The organism is Aeribacillus sp. FSL W8-0870, assembly GCF_037963755.1.
Taxonomy (GTDB): Bacteria; Bacillota; Bacilli; order Bacillales; family Aeribacillaceae; genus Aeribacillus; species Aeribacillus composti.
Genome location: NZ_CP150165.1, coordinates 3,038,036 through 3,064,280, shown reverse-complemented (window position 1 = coordinate 3,064,280; position 26,245 = coordinate 3,038,036). Strand labels below are relative to the sequence as shown.

General features: G+C 40.5%; 22 protein-coding genes. 17 read left to right on the top strand and 5 right to left on the bottom strand.

Features of this window, described 5'->3' with window-relative positions:
• Positions 1-26 precede the first annotated feature (26 nt).
• Positions 27-848 carry an EcsC family protein gene (locus NSU02_RS14880; RefSeq protein ID WP_339193210.1) on the top strand — a complete coding sequence of 274 codons (822 nt, stop codon included), beginning with the start codon at positions 27-29 and terminating at the stop codon, positions 846-848.
• A gap of 12 nt (positions 849-860) precedes the next feature.
• Here NSU02_RS14880 and NSU02_RS14875 read toward each other — a convergent pair whose 3' ends face one another.
• Positions 861-1,163: a hypothetical protein gene (locus NSU02_RS14875; RefSeq protein ID WP_144597841.1), complete on the bottom strand. Its 303-nt coding sequence runs from the start codon at positions 1,161-1,163 to the stop codon at positions 861-863.
• 166 nt (positions 1,164-1,329) lie between these two features.
• Here NSU02_RS14875 and NSU02_RS14870 point away from each other — a divergent pair, with 166 nt between their 5' ends.
• The 6 genes from NSU02_RS14870 to NSU02_RS14845 all read left to right on the top strand — a co-directional run bounded on the left by NSU02_RS14870 (position 1,330) and on the right by NSU02_RS14845 (position 9,015).
• Entirely contained in the window at positions 1,330-2,535 is a 1,206-nt protein-coding gene (locus NSU02_RS14870; RefSeq protein ID WP_339193209.1) for an argininosuccinate synthase, read from the top strand.
• A complete protein-coding gene (argH, locus tag NSU02_RS14865) occupies positions 2,532-3,902 on the top strand; it encodes an argininosuccinate lyase (protein ID WP_066247830.1) in 1,371 nt (456 codons plus the stop codon). The genes NSU02_RS14870 and argH overlap by 4 nt, the downstream gene beginning before the upstream one ends.
• A 229-nt stretch (positions 3,903-4,131) precedes the next feature.
• Entirely contained in the window at positions 4,132-4,893 is a 762-nt protein-coding gene (locus NSU02_RS14860; protein WP_063387386.1) for an SDR family oxidoreductase, read from the top strand.
• A 69-nt stretch (positions 4,894-4,962) separates the two neighbouring features.
• A complete protein-coding gene (locus NSU02_RS14855; protein ID WP_063387387.1) occupies positions 4,963-5,643 on the top strand; it encodes a metal-dependent hydrolase in 681 nt (226 codons plus the stop codon).
• A 142-nt stretch (positions 5,644-5,785) separates the two neighbouring features.
• A complete protein-coding gene (locus tag NSU02_RS14850) occupies positions 5,786-7,105 on the top strand; it encodes a CBS domain-containing protein (protein WP_066247825.1) in 1,320 nt (439 codons plus the stop codon).
• A 137-nt stretch (positions 7,106-7,242) separates the two neighbouring features.
• On the top strand, positions 7,243-9,015 hold the full coding sequence (locus tag NSU02_RS14845; protein WP_339193208.1) for an IS1182 family transposase: 1,773 nt from the start codon (positions 7,243-7,245) through the stop codon (positions 9,013-9,015).
• Positions 9,016-9,020: 5 nt separating this feature from the next.
• On the opposite strand, the gene NSU02_RS14840 is transcribed toward NSU02_RS14845, so the two are convergent.
• On the bottom strand, positions 9,021-9,320 hold the full coding sequence (locus tag NSU02_RS14840) for a YtpI family protein (protein ID WP_063387389.1): 300 nt from the start codon (positions 9,318-9,320) through the stop codon (positions 9,021-9,023).
• Positions 9,321-9,408: 88 nt separating this feature from the next.
• Here NSU02_RS14840 and NSU02_RS14835 point away from each other — a divergent pair, with 88 nt between their 5' ends.
• Positions 9,409-10,347 (top strand): bifunctional oligoribonuclease/PAP phosphatase NrnA, encoded by a 939-nt coding sequence (locus tag NSU02_RS14835; protein ID WP_144597843.1) that lies wholly within the window; start codon positions 9,409-9,411, stop codon positions 10,345-10,347.
• A gap of 46 nt (positions 10,348-10,393) precedes the next feature.
• On the opposite strand, the gene ytrI is transcribed toward NSU02_RS14835, so the two are convergent.
• A complete protein-coding gene (gene ytrI / locus NSU02_RS14830; protein ID WP_066247820.1) occupies positions 10,394-10,897 on the bottom strand; it encodes a sporulation membrane protein YtrI in 504 nt (167 codons plus the stop codon).
• Complete coding sequence (locus tag NSU02_RS14825) at positions 10,894-11,232, bottom strand: YtrH family sporulation protein (protein ID WP_063387392.1); 339 nt, start codon at positions 11,230-11,232, stop codon at positions 10,894-10,896. The genes ytrI and NSU02_RS14825 overlap by 4 nt, the downstream gene beginning before the upstream one ends.
• A gap of 213 nt (positions 11,233-11,445) precedes the next feature.
• Between NSU02_RS14825 and dnaE the strand changes: the two genes are divergently transcribed.
• The gene (gene dnaE, locus NSU02_RS14820) at positions 11,446-14,784 is read left to right on the top strand and encodes a DNA polymerase III subunit alpha (RefSeq protein ID WP_339193207.1); all 3,339 of its coding nucleotides are present in this window, start codon (positions 11,446-11,448) and stop codon (positions 14,782-14,784) included.
• Positions 14,785-15,030: 246 nt separating this feature from the next.
• Here dnaE and NSU02_RS14815 read toward each other — a convergent pair whose 3' ends face one another.
• Complete coding sequence (locus NSU02_RS14815; RefSeq protein WP_027725928.1) at positions 15,031-16,260, bottom strand: IS110 family transposase; 1,230 nt, start codon at positions 16,258-16,260, stop codon at positions 15,031-15,033.
• A 433-nt stretch (positions 16,261-16,693) separates the two neighbouring features.
• Between NSU02_RS14815 and NSU02_RS14810 the strand changes: the two genes are divergently transcribed.
• The 8 genes from NSU02_RS14810 to icd all read left to right on the top strand — a co-directional run bounded on the left by NSU02_RS14810 (position 16,694) and on the right by icd (position 26,213).
• The gene (locus tag NSU02_RS14810) at positions 16,694-17,926 is read left to right on the top strand and encodes a malic enzyme-like NAD(P)-binding protein (RefSeq protein WP_311066384.1); all 1,233 of its coding nucleotides are present in this window, start codon (positions 16,694-16,696) and stop codon (positions 17,924-17,926) included.
• A gap of 192 nt (positions 17,927-18,118) precedes the next feature.
• Positions 18,119-18,982, top strand: coding sequence for an acetyl-CoA carboxylase, carboxyltransferase subunit beta (accD, locus tag NSU02_RS14805; RefSeq protein WP_066247816.1), 864 nt, complete (start codon positions 18,119-18,121; stop codon positions 18,980-18,982).
• Positions 18,976-19,950 (top strand): acetyl-CoA carboxylase carboxyl transferase subunit alpha, encoded by a 975-nt coding sequence (gene accA, locus NSU02_RS14800; RefSeq protein WP_063387396.1) that lies wholly within the window; start codon positions 18,976-18,978, stop codon positions 19,948-19,950. Before accD ends, accA begins: the two co-directional genes overlap by 7 nt.
• Positions 19,951-20,129: 179 nt before the next feature.
• On the top strand, positions 20,130-21,089 hold the full coding sequence (gene pfkA / locus NSU02_RS14795; protein WP_063387397.1) for a 6-phosphofructokinase: 960 nt from the start codon (positions 20,130-20,132) through the stop codon (positions 21,087-21,089).
• 49 nt (positions 21,090-21,138) lie between these two features.
• Positions 21,139-22,899, top strand: a complete 1,761-nt coding sequence (gene pyk, locus NSU02_RS14790; RefSeq protein ID WP_130156149.1) for a pyruvate kinase — start codon at positions 21,139-21,141, stop codon at positions 22,897-22,899.
• A 136-nt stretch (positions 22,900-23,035) separates the two neighbouring features.
• Complete coding sequence (locus NSU02_RS14785) at positions 23,036-23,425, top strand: FxsA family protein (RefSeq protein ID WP_339193206.1); 390 nt, start codon at positions 23,036-23,038, stop codon at positions 23,423-23,425.
• 301 nt (positions 23,426-23,726) lie between these two features.
• Entirely contained in the window at positions 23,727-24,845 is a 1,119-nt protein-coding gene (gene citZ, locus NSU02_RS14780; RefSeq protein ID WP_063387400.1) for a citrate synthase, read from the top strand.
• Between the two features lie 96 nt (positions 24,846-24,941).
• Complete coding sequence (icd, locus tag NSU02_RS14775) at positions 24,942-26,213, top strand: NADP-dependent isocitrate dehydrogenase (RefSeq protein ID WP_066247811.1); 1,272 nt, start codon at positions 24,942-24,944, stop codon at positions 26,211-26,213.
• The last annotated feature ends 32 nt before the right edge of the window (positions 26,214-26,245 follow it).

Genomic DNA, 26,245 nt, shown 5'->3' with positions numbered 1-26,245 from the left:
TTTTTAAAAAGAAAGGCGGTGCATTTTTGGGGGCCATTTTGGAAGAAAGCTGGGAAAATCAAATGAAATGCTGGGAGGAAGAGTTGGAAAAATGTGCATGTAAATGCACGCTTCCATTTGACAAATGGCTGGAAACAAGATTGAATGACCTTCCTGAGCATATTCAAAAAGAAATGTTTGAGAAGGTCGATTACGTTTTGTTTCATATGCATTCGATTTTGCAAAGCTCGATCTTCTATTCAGAAACACGGAAGCGGATCCTCTCATTTGCACGTGTTATTTCCGATCAAGTTCAAACGATCACTGATTTAAAAAAGCTCCCTTTAGAAGAATGCTATCAATTGGCTGAGAAGGAAATGGCGAAGCAGCGGCTGTATTCCTTTATTCAAGGAGGAATCGCTTCTTCCGGTGGAGTTTTTTCGCTAAGTGCAGATATTGTGCTGCAAATGATTTTTCATATGCGGGCTGTGCAAACATTATCTCTTGCGTATGGTTATGAAGTTTCGTCCCCTTATGAAATGATGCTGTCTCTAAAGGTTTTTCACGGCTCTTTAATGCCGAAACATTTAAAATTTGAAGCGTGGAATCAATTAAAAGAGGAATTACAAAATGGAGATGATGCTTATTTTTATGAGCAGAACGAACCATTTGTCAACCATCAAACTGTAAATCAAATCTTAAAATGCATTGCCGTGCAAACATTCAAATATAAAACAATTCGGGGAAAACCGATTTTAAGCTTAATGATCGGAGGCGGCATTCGCTATCGTTCTATGAAAGTGGCCATTGAGTTTGCACATAAATTTTATCAATATAGACATCATTATGAAGGGATGAGCTTGAGATGAAAATATAATTTCTCAAGCTTTTGTTATATGCGGATCAATCCGGTACCAAAGCCATAAATCATTGATGATGGAAGCAATCTCACTGATTTCTTCATTTAGTCTGCACGAAAGATCAAAATCCTCTTCGTCATTCAACTGCTCTTGCTTTTTATTTATTATCGCTTCTAAATGTTTAATGCGGTCAGGGATTTGTCCACGTATACATTCCCAATCCGATAAAATTTGCTGTTGAACCTCATTTGGATATTCCTCCCAATGCTTGCTGAATGCAGGAAGAGGAATCCCCAATCTTTCGTTATATTCAAACATTTCCATTCCTCCATTTTTTATTATGCAAATTATATCATAAACAAATAATGCTTTTTTAAAAAAACTATTGAAAAAAGTCAGCAAAACTGTTACATTTTTAATTAATGATTGCATTTTTATGAATAAAAAAGTATTTTTATTCATTTTGTATACATCGGAGAGGAGAATGAACATGTCAAAACCAAAAGTAGTATTGGCCTATTCTGGAGGTTTAGATACATCTGTCGCCATCAAGTGGCTGCAAGAAAAAGGATACGACGTCGTTGCCTGCTGTCTGGACGTTGGGGAAGGGAAGGATTTAGAGTTTATTAAAGAAAAAGCACTAAAAGTCGGTGCTGTACAATCTTATATTATAGATGCGAAAAAAGAGTTTGCGGAAGAATATGCGTTGATCGCCCTTCAGGCACACACCCTTTATGAAGGTAAATATCCTCTTGTTTCCGCTCTTTCAAGACCGCTCATTGCCAAAAAATTAGTGGAAATTGCGGAAAAGACCGGCGCTGTCGCAGTTGCTCACGGTTGTACCGGAAAAGGAAACGACCAAGTGCGCTTTGAAGTTTCCATAAAAGCGTTAAATCCTGAGCTGGAGGTTTTGGCACCTGTTCGGGAATGGAAATGGTCGCGTGAAGAGGAAATTGAATATGCGAAACAGCATGAGATTCCAATTCCGATTGATCTGGACAGCCCATATTCCATCGATCAAAACTTATGGGGAAGAAGCAATGAATGCGGAGTTTTAGAAGATCCATGGGCTGCACCGCCTGAGGATGCTTATGAACTGACTTCTTCCATTGAAAATGCGCCGGATGAAGCGGACATCATCGAAATTGAATTTGAACAAGGCGTACCGGTAGCAGTGAACGGTCAAAGAATGCAGTTAGATGAACTTATTTTGAAGCTGAATGCGCTCGCTGGAAAACATGGCGTCGGCAGAATCGATCATGTGGAAAACAGACTTGTCGGCATTAAATCGCGCGAAGTGTACGAATGCCCTGCGGCTATGACATTGATCAAAGCGCATAAAGAATTGGAAGATTTAACACAGGTTAAAGAAGTAGCGCATTTTAAACCGCTGATCGAACAAAAGCTTGCCGAGCTTATTTACAACGGTCTTTGGTTCTCTCCGCTGAAAAGCGCATTGGAAGCATTTTTGAAAGAAACTCAAAAATATGTAACAGGGACAGTGCGCGTAAAATTGTATAAAGGGCACGCAATTGTTGAAGGAAGAAAATCTCCGTACTCGCTTTATGATGAAAAGCTGGCCACCTACACGCAAGAAGATTCATTTGATCATGAAGCAGCAGTCGGCTTTATTAAACTGTTCGGCCTTCCAACAGCGGTGAACAGCATCGTGAAAAACAAGAAGGTGACAATATGAAAAAACTTTGGGGCGGCCGTTTTCAAAAGACGCCCGAAGCATGGGTCGACGAATTCAATGCGTCGATCACGTTTGACAAACAGCTCGTAGAGGAAGACATTCAAGGGAGCCTCGCCCATGTTAAAATGCTTGCCAAGTGCGGCATTTTAACAAAAGAGGAAGGAGAAGCGATTGAAAAAGGGCTGCACCGTCTTTTGGAAAAAGCAAAAAATGGGGAGCTTGAATACTCCGTTCAATATGAAGATATTCATTTAAACATTGAAAAAATGTTAATAGATGAAATCGGACCGATCGGCGGAAAGCTGCATACATCAAGAAGCCGCAACGACCAAGTGGCGACCGATATGCATCTATACTTAAAAAAACATGTTGAAGCCATTGTGGAACTGATCAGAGAATTGCAAAAAGCGCTTGTAAACAAAGCTGAACAGCATATTGAGACGATTTTGCCGGGATATACACATTTGCAGCGGGCGCAGCCGATTTCATTCGCCCATCATTTATTGGCTTATTTTTGGATGCTTGAGCGTGACAAATCTAGATTTACAGAATCTTTGAAACGGATTAATATCAGTCCGCTTGGCGCTGCCGCATTAGCTGGGACAACCTTTCCGATTGACCGGAAATATACGGCTGAGCTTTTAGGCTTCGATGAAGTTTATTTAAACAGCCTGGATGCGGTGAGCGACAGGGATTTTATTGTTGAATTTATGAGCAACAGCTCGCTGTTGATGATTCATCTCTCAAGATTTTGCGAAGAATTAATTTTATGGTGCTCGCAGGAATTCCAGTTCGTTGAAATGGATGACGCTTATTCGACCGGCAGCAGCATCATGCCACAAAAGAAAAATCCGGATATGGCGGAATTAATTCGAGGGAAGAGCGGTCGCGTCGTCGGCAATCTCGTCGGTTTGCTGACGGTTTTAAAAGGTCTCCCTCTTGCCTATAACAAAGACTTGCAGGAAGATAAAGAGGGCATGTTCGATACTGTAAAAACAGTAGAGGGCTGTTTGCAAATTATGACGGGAATGATCGAAACGCTGAAAGTAAATAAAGAGCAGATGGAAAAATCGGTGAAGCAGGATTTTTCAAACGCTACTGAACTCGCTGACTATTTGGCGAAAAAAGGTCTTCCTTTCCGCGAAGCTCATGAAGTAGTCGGGAAACTTGTATATAAATGCATTCAAAAAGGAATCTATTTACTTGACTTGCCATTAGAAGAGTATAAGGAAGCATCCTCTCTGTTTGAAAATGATGTATATGAAGTTCTGAACCCATACGAAGCGGTCAACAAACGAAACAGCTTAGGTGGAACCGGATTTAAGGAAGTAAAGGAGCAAATCAATAAAGCAAAGGCGATTATATAAATCCAACTCCATTTGTTTTAATTGAATAAAGACCTTCAATGAAAAATCAGTCTTCTGCGCATAAGCTGAAACAGGCGGGTACTCATTGTGCCCGCTTTTTTGTATGGAAAGGCCGCCTTGCACTTGCATTCCAACCTCTTGCTGATAAAAATCGTGGAAGCTATTCCGTTTTTGCATTTTAAAAAATTATTGTAAAATGATTGTAGTAAATAAAGGGAGGAATTGATGGGTGCGCCATGCAATTGTTACGGCAGGCTCAAGAGGTCTTGGACGAAAGGTGACCGAATTATTTTTGGAAAAGGGGTACAGCGTGACGGTCAGTTATCACAATAATCAAACAGGAGTTGAACAACTGCAGGAAAAATATGCTTCTATGCGCGACCGTTTGCTGTTTATACGATGTGATGTGACGAAAAAGGAAGATTTAATTCGGCTGATTGATCAAACTTATCAGTGCTTTGGCCGTATTGACTGTTTAGTTAATAATGCGGGTCCGTATATATTTGAGAGGAAAAAGCTTGCTGATTATTCTGATCAGGAATGGTATGAAATGATTGAAGGAAATTTAAGCTCGGTGTTTCATTTAGTGAAACGAACAATCCCGATTATGAGGAAACAAAAGTATGGCCGAATCATTACCTACGGCTTCCAAGGTGCCGGGGATGCTTCAGGCTGGCTTCACCGCTCGGCGTTCAGCGCGGCTAAGACCGGACTAGTCTCTTTGACAAAAACGATTGCTATTGAAGAGGCGGAAAACGGCATCACAGCAAATATGGTTTGTCCAGGAAACATTACGGCGGAAATGAAAGAGGCGACCATTGAAGAAGCTAGAAAGCATATTGACGTGAACACGCCGATTGGAAGATCAGGTACAGGAGAAGATATCGCAAGAATTATAACCTTTTTGTGCGATGAACAGTCAGATTTTATTACAGGCGCCATAATTGAAGCGACGGGAGCCGCTAATGTCATTCATCGATTTCATCAATAATGATAAAACGTTTTCAAAAGCATAAGTTTCCAGTAAAATGAAAGTAGATTCAAAAAGGAGGGGTTTTTTATGAAGGTTTCCTTTCACGGTCATTCCATCGTTCAAATTGAAACAAATGGGAAAAACATTATCATTGATCCGTTCATTAATGGGAACGGGCAAACCGATTTGAAGGTTGAAGATGTGAAAGCAGATGTCATTTTGTTGACACACGGCCATAATGATCATGTAGGGGATACGGTTGAGATTGCAAAAAGAAATGATTCGTTAGTCGTGGCGATTGCAGAGCTGGCTACATACTTGAGCTGGAAAGGGATTAAAACCCATGGAATGAGCATCGGGGGAGCATACGAGTTTGAGTTTGGAAAAGTAAAGCTGACTCAGGCTTTCCATGGCTCCAGCTATACGGAAGATAACCAAAACATTGTGTATACTGGCATGCCAGCAGGAATTTTGTTGACAGCTGAGGACAAAACGATTTATCATGCAGGCGATACAGCATTGTTTTCTGATATGAAATTAATTGGAGAACGCAATGAAATTGATTTAGCCTTTTTGCCGATTGGCGATAATTATACAATGGGGCCGGAGGATGCTCTTACAGCAGCAGAATGGATTCGAGCTAAAAAAGTCGTGCCGATTCATTACAACACGTTCCCAGTGATCCAGCAAAACCCTGAAGATTTTGTTTCCAAGCTTCCAGACGGTGTCGGTCTCCTATTGAAACCAGGAGAAACAATCGAACTGTGAGATTTTTGATGGACGGCTTTTAGCCGTTCATTTTACGTATTATGAGTTCCAAGCATTTGTTTGCTAAACAGTAAATTTTAGGAAAAAATAAGTAAATGTTTGAAGAATTCGCCAATCTTGTAACTTAAAAGGAGGGAAGAAATTGGCGACAAAGCATGAACAAATTTTGAACTATATTGAGTCTCTGCCCGTCGGAGATAAAATTTCAGTCAGACAAATTGCCAAAGTTATGAATGTCAGTGAAGGAACTGCCTATCGTGCGATTAAAGATGCGGAAAATAAAGGCTTTGTCAGCACAATCGAAAGGGTCGGCACCATTCGAATTGAAAAAAAGAAAAAAGACAATATTGAAAAGCTGACATTTGCGGAGGTTGTCAATATTGTCGACGGACAAGTGTTAGGCGGAAGGGCCGGCCTTCATAAAACATTAAATAAATTCGTTATCGGCGCCATGAAATTGGAAGCGATGATGAGATATACAGGTGCTGGAAACTTGCTCATTGTCGGCAACAGGACAAAAGCTCAGCAGTCGGCTTTGGAAGCAGGAGCCGCCGTTTTAATAACCGGGGGATTTGACACAGATGATTATGTAAAAAAACTGGCGGATGAGCTCGAGCTCCCGATAATATCCACTAGCTACGATACTTTTACAGTGGCTACGATGATAAACAGAGCGATATATGACCAGCTGATCAAAAAGGAAATCGTGTTAGTGGAAGACATTTTGACCCCGTTAGAAAAAACTGTCACGTTAACCCCGAATGATCCGATTGAACGCTGGTTTGAATACAACCGGCAAACTGGACACGGACGATTCCCGGTCATTGATCAAGGTTTGAAGGTTGTTGGAATTGTCACGGCAAAGGATATTATGACGTCAGATCGAAAAACATCCATTGAAAAAGTGATGACAAAAAGTCCGATAACCGTTACAGGAAAAACATCTGTCGCTTCAGCTGCGCAAATAATGGTTTGGGAAGGAATTGAAGTATTGCCTGTTGTGGACGGAAACGGCCGCCTATCAGGTATGATTTCCAGACAGGACGTTTTAAAGGCTCTCCATTCAATTGAACGGCAGCCGCACACAGGTGAAAAAATTGATGACATCATCACGAGGCAGATGATCAATCTTTCTGATGAAGCAAAAGAATCAAACATTTTTAAATGTGAAGTAACACCGCAAATGACAAACCAGTTCGGTACCATTTCATACGGTGCCTTCACAACTCTAGTTACAGAAGCGGCCAATTATCATTTGAGACAGAAAAAGAAAGGCGAGCTTGTCGTTGAGAATATGACGATTTATTTTTTGAAACCTGTTCAAATGGAAAGCATGATTGAAATTCATCCGAAAATATTAGACGTGGGTCGAAAATTCGGGAAAATTGATGTGGAAGTATTCCACGAAAACACTTTAGTCGGCAAAGCTATGTTAATGGTGCAAATCATGGATCGTAATTAAAAAAAGGGGCTGTCCGAAAAGTCGATTGAATCGACCTTGGGCTCAGCCCTTTTTTCTGTTTTTAGGGTACAAAAAAATCGTCCTTTTTTATAGAATGAAATTGACCAAAAAACATTCTACAGAAAGGACGATTTCTTATGAATAATCAAATGACTATTCAAGAAAATTATAACACGCAATTAGAAATGACTCTAGAGGGTATTCAAAAAATAGAGGTTCAAAAGAATAAGAAACGCAAAAAACTAGTTTTCCAACCTTATTGCAATCGTCAAGTCATGAGCATTTTAGATATCGAAATGTATATTCCTGAAAATCATGTCGCCCGTTTAGTGGATGAAATGGTGGAATCGATTCCGGATGAAGTGTTGTATACTCATTATGTTGGTGGGGGTCGTGCACCCTATCACCCTAAAATGTTATTGAAAGTGATTTTATATGCGTACACTCAAAATGTTTATTCAAGTCGGAAAATAGCGCAAATGGTGAAAGAAAATCTTCCGATGATGTGGTTGGCGGGATTGCAAACCCCTGACCATCGCACAATAAATGATTTTCGTAGTGTTCGTATGTCAAACATGATGGATTCTGTATTTGAACAATTTGTCCTTCAACTAGTAGAACAAGGACTTATCGACCTCGACCATATTTTTGTGGATGGTACGAAAATAGAAGCGAATGCCAACAAATATACGTTTGTATGGCGAAAATCCGTAGAAAAATATGATCAGAAACTACGAGCCAAAATTCAATCGTTTCTACAAGAAGCGCACCAAATCGCCTTGGAGGAATTAAAAGAAGAACAATTAGAAGAAGAATTAGAAAAATCATCGGCACAACTTTCTGAGAGAATAGAAGCTTTGGAAAAAGATTATAAACAGGAAGAAGACAAAGAAAGAAAAAAAGAACTTCGCTCTAAAAAATCCCAACTCACCAAACAACTGAAAACGATTCAAACGGATTATCTTCCACGATTACGAAAATACAAAGTACAAAAACAGATTCTAGGTGAACGAAATAGCTACTCGAAAACCGACCATGAGGCCACTTTTATGCGAATGAAAGAGGACCATATGAAAAACGGCCAACTCAAGGCGGGTTATAATGTTCAACTCGCCACACAACATCAATTTATCGTGGGATTTGAAATTTATCAAAATCCAGGAGATACTCGCTGTTTCCAACCATTTATGGAAAAGTTATTGGAATCGATGCCGAAGGAAAAGAAACTCAAGTATGTCATTGCCGATGCAGGATATGCGAGTGAAGAAAACTATTTATATGCGATTGGCGAAGAAAAAGAACCTCGTTTTGAATTATTAGCCCCATACCAAACCTATTTGAAGGAACAAAGTAAAAAGTTTAAAAAGGATTTATCAAAAGTACAAAACTGGAAATACATCGAAGAAGACGATTGCTTTATCTGTCCGAACAATCGGAAAGTCGTATTCAAGTATTATCAAAAAAGAAAAAATGCATCTGGATACATACAAGATTTGAAAGTGTACGAGTGTGAAGATTGTACGGATTGCCCGTTGAAGAATGGGTGTACGAAAGCCAAAGGAAATCGTCGAGTATATTGGAACACGATTTATGAAGAAATGAAAGCGAAAGCCAAAGCAGCTCTTGGTGACGAACAAAAGGCAGCTCTTTATGCGAAGCGTAAAGTGGATGTCGAAAGTGTGTTCGGTAACATCAAGGGCAATTTGCGTTTCACTCGATTTCTGTTACGGGGGCTTCATAAAGTCCGAACAGAATTCGGGATTGTGGCAATGGCCCACAACATACTGAAATGGGCCGCAAATTCCCAAACCAATTTCAAAAATAAGGAAACAGAGCGAATGGAAAAACTCATTGTTTTCTCCATTCGCTCTGTTTTTATGGACTTTTTAGACAAGCCCTCTTCCATATAATTTTCTTAGCGGGCATTTTCGCTTTCTTTGATTGCCAAAGGCAAATAATATTTGTAAGCTTTATATCCTGCCCAAATGCTCAGACAACCTGTTATAATAAAAACAACACCGACGATGAGCGCAACAGTGGATCGGTTTAAAAACATTTGGTTTAATCCGAAAAAGAAGACAAACAATCCTAGAGAAATGCTAGATTTAGATGAAATCCAGCTTCTTTCCATCGGACGTTTCGTGCGAAAATATTTGATTTTGTAAAAAACATAAAAAGATAAAGAAATGACCGTTAGGATAGCTAAAACAGGCATGATGTCAACCTCCATCTAAGTATCGTATATCATTTTACCATTAGTAAATGATGAAATAAAACATTTATGATGATAAAGGAGAGCTGAAATGAAACAACAGATTTTAAATGAAATAAAAGCATTCGATACGATTATTATACATAGACATGTCCGGCCGGATCCTGATGCATACGGTTCTCAGTGCGGGCTTGCGGAATTGTTAAAAGAATCGTTTCCTGAAAAAAACATATATGTAGTCGGCAACGATGAGCCTTCTTTAACGTTTTTATACAAAATGGATGAAATTCAAGATGACGTCTATCAAGAAGCGCTCGTCATCGTATGTGACACAGCTAACCAAGAACGAATTTGCGATCAAAGATATGATAAAGGGAAAAAATTGATCAAAATCGATCATCATCCAAATGAAGATCCTTATGGAGATATAGTCTGGGTAGACACATCTGCCAGCTCTGTCAGCGAAATGATTTATGAATTTTATCTATTTGGCAAAGATCAAGGCTTAACGTTATCGAAAAAAGCAGCCAGTCTCATTTATGCCGGAATTGTTGGGGATACAGGAAGATTTTTGTTTTCAAATACGACGAAAAAAACGTTCCAATATGCAAGCGAGATTATAGACTATGGGTTTTCATTTACGCAAATATACGACGAAATGTATAAAACGAAACTTAATGTGGCGAAGCTGAACGGTTACGTCCTGCAAAATTTCGTTTTGACTGATTCAGGGGCCGCTTATATAAAGCTTCCAAAAGAACTATTGGACGAATACCGCGTCACTCCTTCCGAAGCTTCACAGCTCGTCGGTGCTTTAGGAAATATTGAAGGGATCAAGGCGTGGGTGCTGTTTGTCGAGGAAAACAACGAAATTCGGGTCAGATTCCGCTCGAAGGGAATCGTGATCAATGAGCTTGCAAAACGCTTTAAAGGCGGAGGCCATCCGCTTGCGGCCGGAGCTACGATCGACAGCTGGGAAACTGCGGATCTAATCATTCAAGAGCTGGTCGCTTTATGTAAAGCATCTTAAGGAGGGCGCTTTTTCCCTCCTTATAATAGGAGAAAAGTTGCCATTATTATTTGCTCAATTTCAATTCTACTTCAACAATAATGGTCGGTGTAATGACAAGCTCCACGACAGTAGCGTTGTATTCTTTGTCATCTATTTTATATTTTCTATTTTCAATCGTTTTGGCAATTAAATGCCTTGTTTTCACAACACTGTCAATATCTTTTGCAATTAAATCAGCTAAATCGTTTTTGATCGTATTTTCAATCGAATATTTCATTAATTCATCCAGCTTATATTTTTCCGCATTTTTAATTTCGATTTTGACATCCTGTACAGTCAATAATTCTAAGTTTCTCTTATTTAGCTCTTTGTAATCCCTCTGCCAAATTTGAATGTCATTTTTTAATTGTTCGATCGTTTCTTGCTGCGTTGAAATGATTTTTACTTGTTTTTCTTGGTAATAGCCAAAGGAATATAGAAAAAACCCCCAGCTAATAAGAGCTCCTACGGCAACTCCGGCAAAAAAACGCTGCCATGAAGGCTTTTTATAATAAGGCGGGATTCTCATTGCGAAACATGCTCCTGTGTGAACCAAGAGATTAAGAGCCAGCCTGTTTGAGAACCACCCATGGCGGAAATGATTAACAAAATCTGTTTCACAATGTCCTTTGTCGCTCCTTCAAAAATCCCTCGTTCAAAGCTGTAAAACGCATCAAACGTCCCTCCAATAGCTGCAACAAGAGCCCAAATTTTCAATTTGTTTGCCATTCTGAAAATGGAGGTGAGAGGAGCATCGCCTGTAATATATGCGCCAATACCGCCGATTAACGAGCCGCCGAAAATGACTCCTAACGCAATAAAATACACTTTAATAAAGGTTGCAATAAAAGTATCTGTTTCCATTGAGCTTCCACCATCCTTTCTTCCGTTCATTGGTGAAATATGATTATAATAAACTTGCTAAATAGCCGGTTTCAGCAAGCAGTGAAAAGGCTTGTTTTATTCTCTTTCTTTATATGTATATGGATGGGAAGATAAAAGTATGAAGTTTGTCTTTCATTGAAAACAATGACTATAATTGTTTTAAGAAATCATTGAAAAAAGGTGGGGTCTTCATTGCCTTTTGTTCACCTACAAGTGAAGAGCGCCTATAGTTTGCTGACTAGTGCTGCGGGATTGGACAAGCTTGTCCGCTATGCGAAAAAAACTGGTCAAACAGCTCTAGCCTTGACAGACCATCATGTCATGTATGGAGCGCTCTCTTTTTATAAAATTTGTAAAGAACACGGGATTAAACCGATTTTCGGTTTAACTGCTACCGTTATCATAAAAAACGAACCGTATCCTTTTGTTTTGCTTGCTAAAAATAACAGCGGATACCGCAATTTGCTTAAATTAAGCAGTTTGCTGCAAACAAAGTTTCCGAAAGGACTTCCGCTTTCTTTTTTTAAACAATACAGCAGGGATCTTTTTGTGATCACACCTGGCAGACAAGGCTTGATTGAGCAGCTGCTTATAAACGGACAGATTGCAGAGGCAGGAAAAGCGGTGGAGTTTTTTCAAAGCATGCTCGATCCCAATTCTTTTTACATATCCGTACAAAATCACGGCTTGCCGGAAGAGCAGCAATTAAACGAAAAAATTGCGGAGCTGAGAGAAACGATCAAAGTTCCGATTGTCGCAACGAACGATGTTTTATATGTTGAAAAGGATGATGCATTTGCACACCGCTGTTTGCTGGCGATTAAAGACGGAACGACTGTAGAAGAACAAGACGCAGCGTTTGCTTGCGAATATTATTTAAAATCCCCGGCGGAAATGCTAAACAATTTCGCGAACTTTCCTGATTCCATTGAGAATACTGTTCGGATCGCCTCCGAATGCCATGTTGAAATAGAATTAGGCAAAACAAAATTGCCTAAATACCCCTTTTCTGGAGGATTGAGCAGCGATGATTTTCTTGAACAGCTGTGCTTTGAAGGATTAAGAAAAAAAGTAACATCCCCTTCGAACGAGTATGTCAAAAGGCTGTCGTATGAGCTGTCTGTTATAAAAAAAATGAATTTTAGCGATTATTTTTTAATCGTTTGGGATTTTATGAAATACGCGCATGAAAAAGGTATTGTAACCGGTCCAGGCCGCGGTTCAGCAGCCGGCTCTTTAGTGGCATATGTACTAGATATTACGAATGTAGATCCAATTCGCTATAATCTATTGTTTGAGCGTTTTTTAAATCCTGAACGTGTTTCTATGCCAGATATCGATATTGATTTTCCGGATACAAGACGGGATGAAATGATTGAATATGTTGCGCGAAAATACGGAAAAGGGCATGTGGCTCAAATCATCACTTTCGGTACTTTTGCGGCCAAAGCTGCTATTCGAGATGTGGCAAAAGCGCTTGGAGCTTCGAATAAAGAGGTGGATGTGCTCGCAAAGCACATACCTTCAAAGCTTGGAATTACTTTAAGAGAAGCATTTGAACAATCGGCAGTATTTCGAAACATCCTTCATTCAATGGAAAAAGGAAAGGAAATTTTTGAAACGGCTTTAAAGCTGGAAGGCTTGCCGCGCCATGTATCGACGCATGCTGCGGGAGTGGTGCTAAGCGATCACCCGCTGACTGAAGTCATTCCGATTCAAAATGGTCATCACAATATATATTTAACACAATATTCAATGGATTTTTTAGAAGAAATCGGGCTGTTGAAAATCGATTTTTTAGGTCTGCGAAATTTAACGTTAATAGAAGATATCAAACGTTTAATTGAACGTTACGAGGGAACAAAGCTCTCTGTCCACTTTACAAATTATGATGATGAAAAAACGTTTTCCCTTTTATCGGAAGGAAATACGACAGGTGTGTTCCAATTTGAGTCAGAAGGAATGAGGAAAGTTTTACAAAAGCTAAAACCTACTAATTTGGAAGATTTGGTTGCGGTTAATGCTTTATATCGTCCAGGACCGATGGAAAACATTCCTGTCTATATCGAACGGAAGCACGGCCGGATGCCGGTAGAATATTTGCATAAAGATTTGCAGCCTATTTTAGAAAAGACATACGGAGTCATTGTGTATCAAGAGCAAATAATGGAAATCGCAGCGAAAATGGCCGGTTTTTCGTTAGGGGAAGCAGACCTGTTGAGACGGGCCGTCGGCAAAAAAATTAAAACGATTTTGGATGAAAACAGAAATCGCTTTATTATAGGTTGTTTAAAAAAAGGATACGACGAAAAAACCGCGAATAAAGTATACGATCTCATTGTTAAATTTGCCAACTACGGTTTTAACCGCAGCCACGCTGTTGCCTACAGCATGATTGCCTATCAGCTTGCTTATTTAAAAGCCCACTATCCTTTATATTTTATGGCTGCGTTAATGTCGAGCATCGGAGGAAATCAAGAAAAATTAGCGCAATATGTTCGAGAAGCTTCAGAAATGGGAATTACAATCCTGCCACCGTCCATTCATAAAAGCGGTTTTTCTTTTTTAGTGGAAAACGGATCTATCCGATTCGGACTTGCCTCGATTAAAAATGTTGGCATTGCCGCCATGAAAGAAATTGCAAAAGAAAGAAAAAAGAAGCCTTTTGAAGATTTGTTTGATTTTTGTATCAGGATGTCTTCAAAGGCAGTCAATCGCCGAACAATAGAAGCGCTCATTTTTTCTGGTGCGATGGATGATTTTGGGCAAGATCGGGCAACGTTGCTTGCTAGTATTGATGTTGCGCTCGAACATGCAGAATTGTTCAAAATGGATGAAAAAGAGCAAATCGTTTTTCCGCTTGACGATCTTGCTGCGATTAAACCAAAGTATGTGGAAGTGGAACCGTTCACCATTGAAGAAAAATTAAAATTCGAAAAGGAAACATTAGGATTTTATTTATCAAGCCATCCGATTCAGCCTTACGATTCGGTTTTGAAGCAGCTGGGGGCAGTTCGATTAATGGATTTATCGCAATGGATTGAAAAAAAAGTTCATGTGGGCGCGTATGTGACGAACGTAAAGGCAATTCGCACAAAAAGCGGCCAGGCGATGGCTTTTCTCAATATAAGCGATCAAAGCGGGGATGTAGAAGCGGTCTTGTTTCCTAATGAATACGCAAAGTTCAGCGGAAAAATAAAGAAAGGGAATGTATATTTGTTGACCGGAAAACCGGAAATTAGAAATGAACATGTTCAATATATAATTCAAGACGTAAAAGACATCTCGGAATTTAAACGGCAGCGTGCTTTATTTTTAAAAATTGCAGATGAAGCATCAGAGAAACAAAAGCTTCTCGAAATAAAAAAAGTTTTGCAGGATTATCCAGGCAGCATACCTGTATTTATTTACCATGAACGAAAAAAGAAAGCGGTCAAGCTTCCCGAAACATTTGGTGTACAACCGTCTGAACAATGTTTGAATCGATTGCGGGCATTGCTCGGAGAAAGGAATGTCGCCTTGAGAGAATAAACATGTCTTTTTCTTTACAACGGATTGCATGTATAATATTTTAGAAATATCTAAAAAGTGGTCTTTCCATTTTGACGATTATCCATGTTGTTAAGTCCTGCGGTAATATGTCAAGGTGAAAAATCATAGAAATTGGAAATTCCCTTGTCCGATGATCCGAAAAAAGGCAATACTGAAGAAACCCAGTATTGGTACATGTAATAAACTGGGTCTAAAGGTTGATATTGGTATACCAGATCGATCCTCTTATCGATCTTCCCCCTTTCTTGGCGTGTAGATTTGACCGTTGCGTAGCAGCGCATCGATCACACGCACGAGTTTTCTAGCGGTGAGGACGAGGGCTCGTTTATGTTGGTGTTTGGGCACTTCCTCATACTTCTTCCGGTAGTACGCACGAAACGTCGCATCATGCCGTTGCACCGAGTTGGCAGCCTCCACTAGGTAGTAACGGAGATAGCGATTGCCGGAACGAATGAGGGAGGTGTCCTCGGCTTGAAAACGGCCCGATTGGTGCTTGGACCATGTCAAGCCGGCATATTTTGCCAAGGCGGCCTGGTTGTGAAACCGCTCGATTTGCCCGATTTCGGCCAGGATGCCTGCGGTATAAACCGGTCCGATGCCTGGGATGGTTTGCAGTGTGTTCGGAATGCCTTCAAGATGGCGGGTAATGGCTTTATCGAGCTCTTTGAGCTGCGATTGCAGGCTGCGGATTGATTGAATCGACAGCCCTAACAGCAAGTCGATGGAATCCTCGACACACTTGGACAACCGATACGACGAACGGGCCGCCTTTTGAATCGACTTGGCGATGCATTCCGGATCGGCAAAGCGATTGCGCCCTTTTTGGCGCAGGAAGTCGGCCAACTGCTTGACATCCATTTGGCAGATGTCATCGAGGCTCCACGACTCAAGCAGCAGTTCGAGAATGGCATGTCCGAAGATCGAACTGTCCACCTCTTGGGTAAAGGAACTGCATTTGTAAAACAAGTGCTGGAGAAAATACTGTTTCTCACGGGTTAACTGGTGGACGAGATGATATCGCATGCGTGTCAGTCGCTGAAGCGCGAGAAACTGCTCCTTGAGGACAGCCGTCATCTTCAGACGGCCGAAGCGAAGCCGATCCGCAATGATCCAAGCATCGATGTCATCCGTTTTCTCCAAGTCGACATAGGCTTCTTTAAACTTGCGAATGAGCTTTGGATTGATCGTAAACACCTTGACGTTCCAAGCCTGCAAGGCCTCCTGCTGGTGGAAAAACATAGCTGGATGCCAACTGTAGACCGAGGTGGCTTCCATCCCGATCAGAATTTCGGTTGGCTTTCGCTTGTTAGCCCACAGGAGGATTTGATCCCGAAGGAAGGTGGCGCCCAGAAGATGATTATCCACTTTGAAGCGTGCGCACGTATTTCCTTCATGATCCATAATGCAGGTGGCTAAGTCGCGTGAGCTCACGTCGATCCCGACGTAGAGTTTCATGAGATCACCTCCTATTGTTGTAGGATCGAGGGGTAGGACTCTTCGGGATGCCCCCGGATCGCGCCTGTTGACCAGTCACCCTCGCATATGAGAACTCACGTTGGACCATGGGCTGCCCTGGAAGCTGCTCCTTCCAGCATGGGGAAAACCAACGGGAACAGCCTGCGGGTTAGACGTCCAAACAGGGGCCGAGGAGACAGACTTTACAAGTAGTCAAAGCTACAGGAGTGAGAAGAGTATCCCCGATGATCCTAAGACCATTATCCAGGAACATTGCGAAAAGTCCAACCCCGGTACGCTGAACCCTTTGTGGGAGGGGCGCGCCCCTCCCACAAAGGCAACCACCCAAGATATGCGATTGTCAAGGAGCGTATCGGACTGGAAATTCGATAAAAAAACTTTCTGAAACTTAGTATACGAGGAGTGATAAAGGTTGTCATTAAGAGAAGAAGCATTACATATTCATAGTGTTCAAAAGGGAAAACTTGAAACAAAATCAAAAATTCCGGTACGAAATGCAAAAGATTTAAGTTTAGCATACTCTCCTGGAGTGGCTGAGCCGTGCAAGGCAATTTATGATGATAAAAGCAAAGTGTATGAGTATACGATGAAGGGGAATATGGTGGCGGTTGTCTCTGATGGAACAGCCGTTTTAGGGCTTGGAAACATCGGACCGGAGGCAGCTCTCCCTGTCATGGAGGGAAAAGCTGTTTTATTTAAAAGCTTTGCAGGTGTCGATGCGTTCCCGATTTGTATAGATACGACAGATGTGGAAAAAATTATTGAGACAGTAAAGCTTCTTGAGCCGACTTTTGGCGGCATAAACTTGGAGGATATTGCCGCACCAAATTGCTTCGAAATTGAAGAACGTTTAAAAAAGGAAACGAACATTCCGATTTTCCATGACGATCAACACGGAACCGCCATTGTAACTGTCGCTGGTTTATTAAATGCGTTGAAGCTGGTCGGCAAAGAGATGTCAAATATTAAAGTTGTCGCAAACGGAGCAGGAGCGGCTGGAATAGCTATTATAAAATTATTATATCGCTATGGTGTTCGTGACATTATTTTGTGCGATTCAAAAGGAGCCATTTTCGACGGACGCCCTTACGGAATGAACAGCATAAAAGCTGAAGTGGCTAAATATACAAATCATAATCGCTTAGAGGGCTCTTTGGCCGATGTAATCGAAGGAGCGGATGTTTTTATCGGTGTGTCAGTCGCAGGAGCCCTAACAAAAGAAATGGTAAAATTAATGGCGGATAATCCGATCATTTTCGCTATGGCCAATCCTGATCCGGAAATTATGCCTGACGATGCGAAAGAAGCTGGAGCAAAAGTCATTGGAACAGGACGTTCAGATTTCCCTAACCAGGTGAATAACGTTTTAGCATTTCCAGGGATTTTCCGTGGAGCATTGGATGTAAGAGCAACACATATAAATGAACAGATGAAAATGGCTGCTGCTGAAGCGATTGCTTCTCTTATTAAGGAAGATGAGCTTCGTCCTGATTATGTTATTCCGGCGCCGTTTGATCCTAGGGTTGCACCATGTGTTGCTGCAGCTGTTGCGAAAACGGCAATGGAAACAGGTGTTGCACGCATAAAAGTAGATCCGGAAGAAGTTGCGGAAAAAACAAGAAAGCTTGCTATTATTGGAAAATAAAAGCGGCTACAAATGGCGAAAGAATGAGAAACCTCTCTTCTCTGCTGTTGGGAGAAAGAAAAATATGATATATTTATAATATTTGAATACCTCTCAAAAGATATAGGAAGAAGATCCGGAAGATTTAAGATTGATTGAAGGTGTCATCCCTTGCAATGAAGACATTATTCAGCCAAAAAGGGAGGTTCTATTTTGATAAAAAACATTTTTTCAAAAAAGAAAAAATATGCATCGATCCCTTCCGGACATGCAAAATATGATGTTCCTGAAGGTATTATGACAAAATGTCCAAAATGTAAAAAGATTATGTACTCAAAAGAAATTGAAAAAAATTTAAAAGTGTGCAACAACTGCGGCTACCATTTTCAAATGGGAGCGAGAGAAAGAATTGCCAGCCTTTTAGATCATGGCAGCTTTTTAGAATATGACAGCGATATGCGTTCTGAAAACCCTCTTAATTTTGAAGGGTATTTAGAAAAGCTAGAAAAAGACAAAGAGAAAACGAAGCTAAATGAAGCTGTCGTGACAGGCGAAGGAACAATCGGCGGATTTCCAGTAGTGATTGCCGTTATGGATGCAAGTTTTCGCATGGGGAGCATGGGTTCGGTAGTTGGCGAAAAAATTACAAGGGCAATTGAAAAAGCGAAGAAAAAAAACATCCCCTTTATTATTTTCACAGCTTCAGGCGGTGCTCGTATGCAAGAAGGCGTCCTCAGTTTAATGCAGATGGCGAAAACTAGCGCTGCTTTAAAATTATTCAGTGATGAAGGCGGACTCATTATTTCGGTTATGACCCATCCGACTACAGGGGGAGTATCGGCTAGCTTCGCTTCTTTAGGTGACTACAATTTTGCCGAGCCTGGTGCATTAATCGGTTTTGCAGGGCGCAGAATCATAGAACAAACGATCAGAGAAGAGCTTCCGGAAGATTTCCAAACTGCTGAATTTCTGCTGAAGCATGGGCAGCTTGATTCTGTATTGCACCGCCACCAACTGCGGGATACGTTAATCAACCTCTTGGATATACACCAAGCAAAGGGGGATGTAGATTGGTAGGAGAACTGGAATTTGAAAAGCCGATTATAGAATTAAAGAAAAAAATTCATGAATTAAAGGAATTTACAAAAACGGCGGATGTAGATTTGTCGGCTGAAATTGAAAAGCTGGAAACAAGACTAAAAAATTTAGAAAAGGAAATATATGATCACCTCTCCCCGTGGAATCGCGTCCAAATCGCACGCCATCCGAATCGCCCTACAACGCTTGATTATATTGAGCTGTTGTTTGAAAATTTTTTCGAATGCCACGGAGACAGATATTTTGGTGATGACGAAGCGATTGTAGGAGGCGTTGCAAAATTTCATGGGATCCCTGTAACGGTAATCGGGCAGCAAAGAGGAAAAGATACGAAAGACAATATCCGAAGAAATTTTGGTATGCCGCATCCTGAAGGTTACCGTAAAGCATTGCGCCTTATGAAACAGGCGAACAAGTTTAACCGCCCTATTATAACATTTATCGATACAAAAGGAGCTTACCCAGGAAAAGCAGCAGAAGAGCGGGGACAAAGTGAAGCAATTGCCAGAAATTTGTTTGAAATGGCCGGTTTTTCTGTTCCAATTATATGTATTGTCATTGGAGAAGGGGGAAGCGGCGGCGCATTAGCATTAGGAGTAGGAAATCATATATATATGTTGGAAAATTCTACTTATTCAGTTATTTCTCCCGAAGGGGCTGCCGCCCTATTATGGAAGGATGCCGGCTTAGCTAAAAAAGCGGCAGAAACAATGAAGATCACTGCCCAAGATTTAAAAGAGCTTGGTGTCATTGATGATATCATTCCGGAAGTAAAAGGCGGGGCACATAGGGATGTCCAATTGCAAGCTAAACACATTGAACAGGCTTTAAAACGATCATTAAAAGAATTGACCAATATGAGCGGAGAAGAGCTGATAAGGCATCGGTACGAAAAATTTAAAAGTATTGGGGCCGTTATTGACGAACAAGTGACAAATACGCAGTAACGTGCGCTCCTTGATGGAGCCGCACGTTATTTTTTTATTTTTATCTTTCGCATCGCTTCTTTTTGTGTATAATAATAAAGAATTTAACTATTCTAAGCTTACTATGCTCAGCGATTATCAGATAATATGATCATTATTTTATGTAAGCTTTGTTTGAGCAGTCCAAGAGAGGTGAAATTATGAAAAAAATCGGCGTTTTAACGAGCGGCGGCGATTCTCCTGGTATGAACGCTGCAATTCGTGCCGTTGTCCGCAAAGGAATTTTTCATGGATTAGAAGTTTATGGAATTTATAATGGTTACTCAGGTCTTATTTCGGGAAAAATTCAAAAGCTTGAACTTGGTTCAGTAGGTGACATCATTCATCGCGGTGGAACGATGCTCTATACGGCACGGTGCGAAGAATTTAAAACAATCGAAGGACAAAAAAAAGGAATTGAACAATTGAAGAAATTCGGGATTGAAGGTCTTGTCGTTATTGGCGGAAACGGCTCCTACATGGGCGCGAAAAAGTTGACTGAACATGGATATCCATGCGTTGGGGTGCCGGGCACCATCGACAATGACATACCTGGAACTGACTATACGATCGGTTTTGATACAGCACTTAATACGGTGATACAAGCAATTGATAAAATTCGTGATACAGCTACCTCCCATGAGCGTACATACGTAATAGAAGTAATGGGTCGGGATGCCGGTGACATCGCTTTATGGTCCGGGCTTGCCGGAGGTGCGGAAACCATTTTAATTCCGGAAGCAGATTTCAAAATAGAGGAAATCATCGATCGATTAAAACGAGGCCATGAAAGAGGGAAAAAACATAGTATTATTATTGTCGCTGAAGGTGTGGGAAGCGGCGTCGAAATAGGCCAAAAGATCAAAGAGATGACAAACTTTGAAACGCGTGTTTCTGTATTAGGCCACATTCAACGCGGCGGATCGCCTACCGCATTTGATAGAGTATTGGCAAGCAGACTAGGCGCTTATGCGGTGGAACTGCTTCTTAATGGTAAAGGCGGACGATGTGTAGGCATCCAAAATAATCAGCTTGTGGATCATGACATTTTAGAAATTTTAGATCAGCCTCATACGGTTGACAAGTCAATGTACAAGCTTTCAAAAGAACTTTCTATATAAAGTATGAACATGGGATCGTTTTCATAATGTTTAGGAGGTATGCCAATTTATGCGAAAAACGAAAATTGTTTGTACAATAGGTCCTGCAAGCGAGAGCATCGAAATGTTGGAAAAACTAATCAAGGCCGGCATGAATGTGGCACGGCTCAATTTTTCGCATGGAGATCATGAGGAGCATAAAGCGAGAATTCAAAACATTCGGGAGGCAGCGAAGCGCTTGGGCAAAAGTGTTGCAATATTATTGGACACAAAAGGCCCTGAGATTCGAACGCATACAATGGAAAACGGAGAGATACAATTAGAAGCAGGATCCCGCCTTCTTATTTCAATGGAAGAGGTTGTCGGCACGAAAGAAAAAATTTCGGTTACATATAAAGGATTAATAAATGATGTTTCCGTTGGTTCTAAAATATTGCTTGATGACGGATTAATTGGTTTAGAAGTTACAAAGATTGATAAAGAAAAACAGGAAATTGAAACGAAGGTATTAAACAGCGGAATTTTGAAAAATAAAAAAGGAGTCAATGTTCCTGGAGTTAGTGTCAATCTTCCTGGAATTACGGAGAAAGATGCAAAAGATATTTTGTTTGGCATTGAGCAGGGAGTCGATTTTATCGCTGCATCATTTGTTCGCCGCGCTTCCGATGTATTGGAAATTCGTCAACTGTTGGAGGAACACCAAGCTGACGATATTCAAATTATCCCGAAAATAGAAAATCAAGAAGGCGTTGACAATATTGATCAAATTTTGGAAGTTTCCGACGGGCTAATGGTTGCTCGAGGAGATTTAGGAGTAGAAATTCCCGCTGAAGATGTTCCGCTTGTCCAAAAGGAACTGATTCGCAAATGCAATCAATTAGGAAAACCTGTTATCACTGCTACTCAAATGCTTGATTCGATGCAGCGAAACCCAAGACCTACCCGGGCGGAAGCCAGCGATGTAGCAAACGCTATTTTTGATGGAACCGATGCAATTATGCTTTCAGGCGAGACAGCTGCCGGTTTATATCCGGTAGAAGCAGTGGAGACGATGCATAAAATTGCTTCCCGCGTTGAACAAGCTTTAGATTATCGCCAAGCCTTAACGAAACATACGAAAGTTGCTGATTCAACGATCACAAATGCAATTGGACAATCAGTAGCTTATACGGCGATAAATTTGGACGTTTCGGCCATTATCACGCCAACAGTCAGCGGCTATACGGCCAAAATGATTTCGAAATATCGGCCAAAAGCGCCGATTATTGCAGTAACATCCAGCAGTAAAGTATGCCGTAAGCTTGCCCTTGTATGGGGTGTGCATCCAACAATAGGACAAATTGCTACAACAACAGATGAAATGCTTGACATAGCTGTGCGTGAATCTATAAACACTGGAATTATTACACATGGAGATCGAGTGATTATTACAGCCGGAGTACCTGTAGGAGAAACAGGTTCCACAAATCTGATGAAAGTCCATGTTGTTGGCGATGTTTTAGGAAAAGGTCAAGGGATTGGACGAGCATCGGCGTTTGGAAAGGTTATCGTTGCAAAGAATAGTAAAGAAGCTGTTGAGAAAATGGTGAAAGGTTCAATTCTCGTTACGAATGGAACCGACAAAGACATGATGGAAGCGATTGAAAAAGCAGCTGCACTTGTTACGGAAGAAGGCGGCTTAACGTGCCATGCGGCCGTAGTCGGTTTGAGCCTTGGCATTCCAGTCATTGTCGGGGTAGAAAATGCAACAGAAATTTTGAAGGATGGTATGGAAGTCACTGTGGATGCAATCCAAGGGATGATATATAAAGGACATGCGAGCGTTCTATAATTTTGATTGAAAGGAGAAGGATTTCAGTTCCTTCTCTTTTTTTGTATAGTAAAGATTAAGAAACGAGTATTTTACATCTCTCTTTTGTATAGTAAAGAGTAGGGAACGGGTATTTTATATATGGAGGAGATAGCATATGCGAGCATTATTGATTTTTTTTATTGTTGCACCGGCTTGTGAAATAGGGGTTTTGCTTTTATCTGGAAAGACGATCGGGGTGCTTCCGACTGTGCTATTGATTATCTTAACAGGCTTTGTTGGGGCTTATTTGGCGAAAAGACAAGGAATTCAGGCAGTGCGAAATCTTCAAAAGGAAATTCAATATGGGCGCATTCCAAGCAATGCCATTTTGGATGCAATGGCTATTTTTGTCGGAGGAATCATGCTATTGACGCCGGGATTTATTTCGGATATCGTCGGTTTGTTTCTTTTATTTCCAATCACAAGAAATTGGATAAAACCTTTTCTTATTCAATTCATAAAAAAATGGATTGATAAACATACGATCCATATTATTCGGCCATAATTCAATAAAAGATTTATTATGCTGAAATAAGTAATTCTTATTCAATTCTATAAGATTTTTTTATTAAAAAAAAGAATTCCGTAAAAAATATCTTATTTATCTGATTCACAAAAGTCTGATAATTGTTTATAATAGAGGTGTATTTTTTAATTCATATGTTTGGTGATCATTTCACTGATAAAAAATATTTCACAAAAGAAATGAAAGCATTTTCTTTTTGTGAAAAAATGAAAGTTTTATGAATTTTGTTTATTTCTATTTGAATTGCAGTTGAAAATTTTTATGTAAAGGGGAGATAGCCATGACAGCAACGCGTGGACTAGAAGGCGTGGTAGCCACAACTTCATCAATAAGTTCTATTATTGATGATACATTGACATATGTTGGTTACAATATTGACGATTTAGCTCAAAACGCAAGCTTTGAAGAAGTTGTTTACCTGCTTTGGCATCGAAAGCTTCCGAATAAGGAGCAATTAGAGGAATTAAGAAAGCAGCTTGCTGAGAATGCGTCGATACCGAATGAAATATTAGAACATTTTAAAACTTATCCGATTGATAAAGTACATCCGATGGCAGCTTTGAGAACAGCTGTATCTTTGCTTGGATTGTATGACGAAGAAGCGGACAACATGTCTGATGAGGCAAATTATCGAAAAGCAATTCGATTGCAGGCGAAAATTTCTACAATTGTCGCTGCTTTTGCCCGCATCCGCAAAGGATTGGAGCCTGTTCAACCGAGAACAGATTTAGGCTTTGCCGCTAATTTCTTATATATGTTAAAAGGTGAAGAACCTGATCAAACTTCCATTGAAGCCTTCAACAAAGCGCTCGTCCTTCATGCAGACCATGAATTGAATGCTTCGACATTTACTGCAAGAGTATGTGTGGCGACGCTTTCGGACATTTATTCCGGAATTACTGCGGCAATTGGAGCATTGAAAGGACCGTTGCATGGCGGTGCGAACGAACGCGTTATGCGAATGTTAACAGAAATTGGTGAACCTGAAAATGTAGAATCTTACATTCGCGAAAAATTAGCAAACAAAGAAAAAATTATGGGATTTGGTCATCGAGTTTATCGCAAAGGGGATCCTCGTGCCAAACATTTAAAAGAAATGTCCCGCAGACTAACAGAAATCACCGGTGAAACGAAATGGTATGAAATGTCAACTAAAATTGAGGAAATCGTAACATCTGAAAAATCTTTACCGCCGAATGTTGATTTTTATTCAGCGTCTGTATACCATTGCTTAGGTATTGATCATGATTTATTTACGCCGATTTTTGCAATAAGCCGCACATCTGGATGGTTAGCCCATATTTTAGAGCAATATGAAAACAATCGATTGATTCGTCCTCGTGCGGAATATACAGGACCAGAAAAACAAGTATTTATCCCTATCGAAAAGCGCAGCTAACAGGTAAAATAGAAAAGGGATTCCTTTTTCTTCCCTGTTAAGCATGGCCATGCTTTTATACACAAATAGAGAATACATATTTAGGAGGTAATGATTGTGGCAGAAGGTCAAAAAATTACAATGACAAATGGTACTTTAAACGTTCCAAATGATCCTATAATTCCGTTTATTGAAGGAGACGGCACTGGTCCTGATATTTGGAGAGCTGCGTCAAAAGTGCTGGAAGCAGCTGTAGAAAAAGCATACAATGGCGAAAAGAAAATCGTTTGGAAAGAAGTGCTTGCTGGTGAAAAAGCTTTTAAAGAGACTGGGGAATGGCTTCCTCAAGAAACGCTTGATGTGATACGCGAGTATATGATTGCGATCAAAGGTCCGTTAACAACTCCTGTAGGTGGAGGAATCCGTTCTTTAAACGTTGCTCTTCGCCAAGAGCTGGATTTATTTGTGTGCTTAAGACCTGTCCGTTATTTCAATGGAGTTCCTTCCCCTGTAAAACGTCCTCAAGATACAGACATGGTAATTTTCCGTGAAAATACCGAAGACATCTATGCCGGCATAGAGTATGCAAAAGGGACAGAAGAAGTAAAAAAAGTCATTGAATTTTTACAAAAAGAGCTGGGAGTAAACAAAATCCGTTTCCCTGAAACGTCCGGAATCGGCATTAAGCCTATTTCTGAAGAAGGAACGAAACGGCTTGTCCGTGCGGCCATTAACTATGCAATTGAACACGGAAGAAAATCTGTCACCCTTGTTCATAAAGGGAACATTATGAAATTTACAGAAGGCGCGTTTAAAAATTGGGGATATGAATTGGCTGAGCAAGAGTTTGGCGATAAAGTATTCACATGGGCTGAGTATGACCGCATTGTTGAAAAAGAAGGAAAAGAAGCGGCTAACAAAGCGCAAGAAGAAGCAGAAAAAGCTGGAAAAATTATTATTAAAGATGCAATTGCAGATATTTTCCTACAGCAAATTCTTACTCGTCCGCGCGAGTTTGATGTAGTAGCAACGATGAATTTAAATGGAGACTACATTTCGGATGCTTTGGCTGCACAAGTAGGCGGAATCGGTATTGCTCCAGGAGCAAACATTAACTACGAGACAGGGCATGCGATTTTTGAAGCAACACACGGTACAGCACCAAAATACGCCGGACTTGATAAAGTGAATCCATCTTCCGTAATTCTTTCTGGAGTGCTTATGCTCGAACATTTAGGCTGGAAAGAAGCAGCTGATTTAATCATTCAAGCAATGGAAAAAACGATCGCTTCAAAAGTTGTCACCTATGACTTTGCACGCCTCATGGACGGAGCTACGGAAGTAAAATGCTCTGAATTCGGCAATGAATTGATTAAAAACATGGGTTAAACAAAGAACTGAGAGCTGCTTCTTTACGAAGT

Coding starts and splice junctions, on each gene's coding strand:
- NSU02_RS14875 (WP_144597841.1), bottom strand. CDS start 1,163: ATGGAAATGTTTGAATATAACGAAAGATTGGGGATTCCTCTTCCTGCA.
- NSU02_RS14870 (WP_339193209.1), top strand. CDS start 1,330: ATGTCAAAACCAAAAGTAGTATTGGCCTATTCTGGAGGTTTAGATACA.
- argH (WP_066247830.1), top strand. CDS start 2,532: ATGAAAAAACTTTGGGGCGGCCGTTTTCAAAAGACGCCCGAAGCATGG.
- NSU02_RS14855 (WP_063387387.1), top strand. CDS start 4,963: ATGAAGGTTTCCTTTCACGGTCATTCCATCGTTCAAATTGAAACAAAT.
- NSU02_RS14845 (WP_339193208.1), top strand. CDS start 7,243: ATGAATAATCAAATGACTATTCAAGAAAATTATAACACGCAATTAGAA.
- NSU02_RS14840 (WP_063387389.1), bottom strand. CDS start 9,320: ATGCCTGTTTTAGCTATCCTAACGGTCATTTCTTTATCTTTTTATGTT.
- NSU02_RS14835 (WP_144597843.1), top strand. CDS start 9,409: ATGAAACAACAGATTTTAAATGAAATAAAAGCATTCGATACGATTATT.
- ytrI (WP_066247820.1), bottom strand. CDS start 10,897: ATGAGAATCCCGCCTTATTATAAAAAGCCTTCATGGCAGCGTTTTTTT.
- NSU02_RS14825 (WP_063387392.1), bottom strand. CDS start 11,232: ATGGAAACAGATACTTTTATTGCAACCTTTATTAAAGTGTATTTTATT.
- NSU02_RS14815 (WP_027725928.1), bottom strand. CDS start 16,260: ATGAAACTCTACGTCGGGATCGACGTGAGCTCACGCGACTTAGCCACC.
- pfkA (WP_063387397.1), top strand. CDS start 20,130: ATGAAAAAAATCGGCGTTTTAACGAGCGGCGGCGATTCTCCTGGTATG.
- pyk (WP_130156149.1), top strand. CDS start 21,139: ATGCGAAAAACGAAAATTGTTTGTACAATAGGTCCTGCAAGCGAGAGC.
- NSU02_RS14785 (WP_339193206.1), top strand. CDS start 23,036: ATGCGAGCATTATTGATTTTTTTTATTGTTGCACCGGCTTGTGAAATA.
- citZ (WP_063387400.1), top strand. CDS start 23,727: ATGACAGCAACGCGTGGACTAGAAGGCGTGGTAGCCACAACTTCATCA.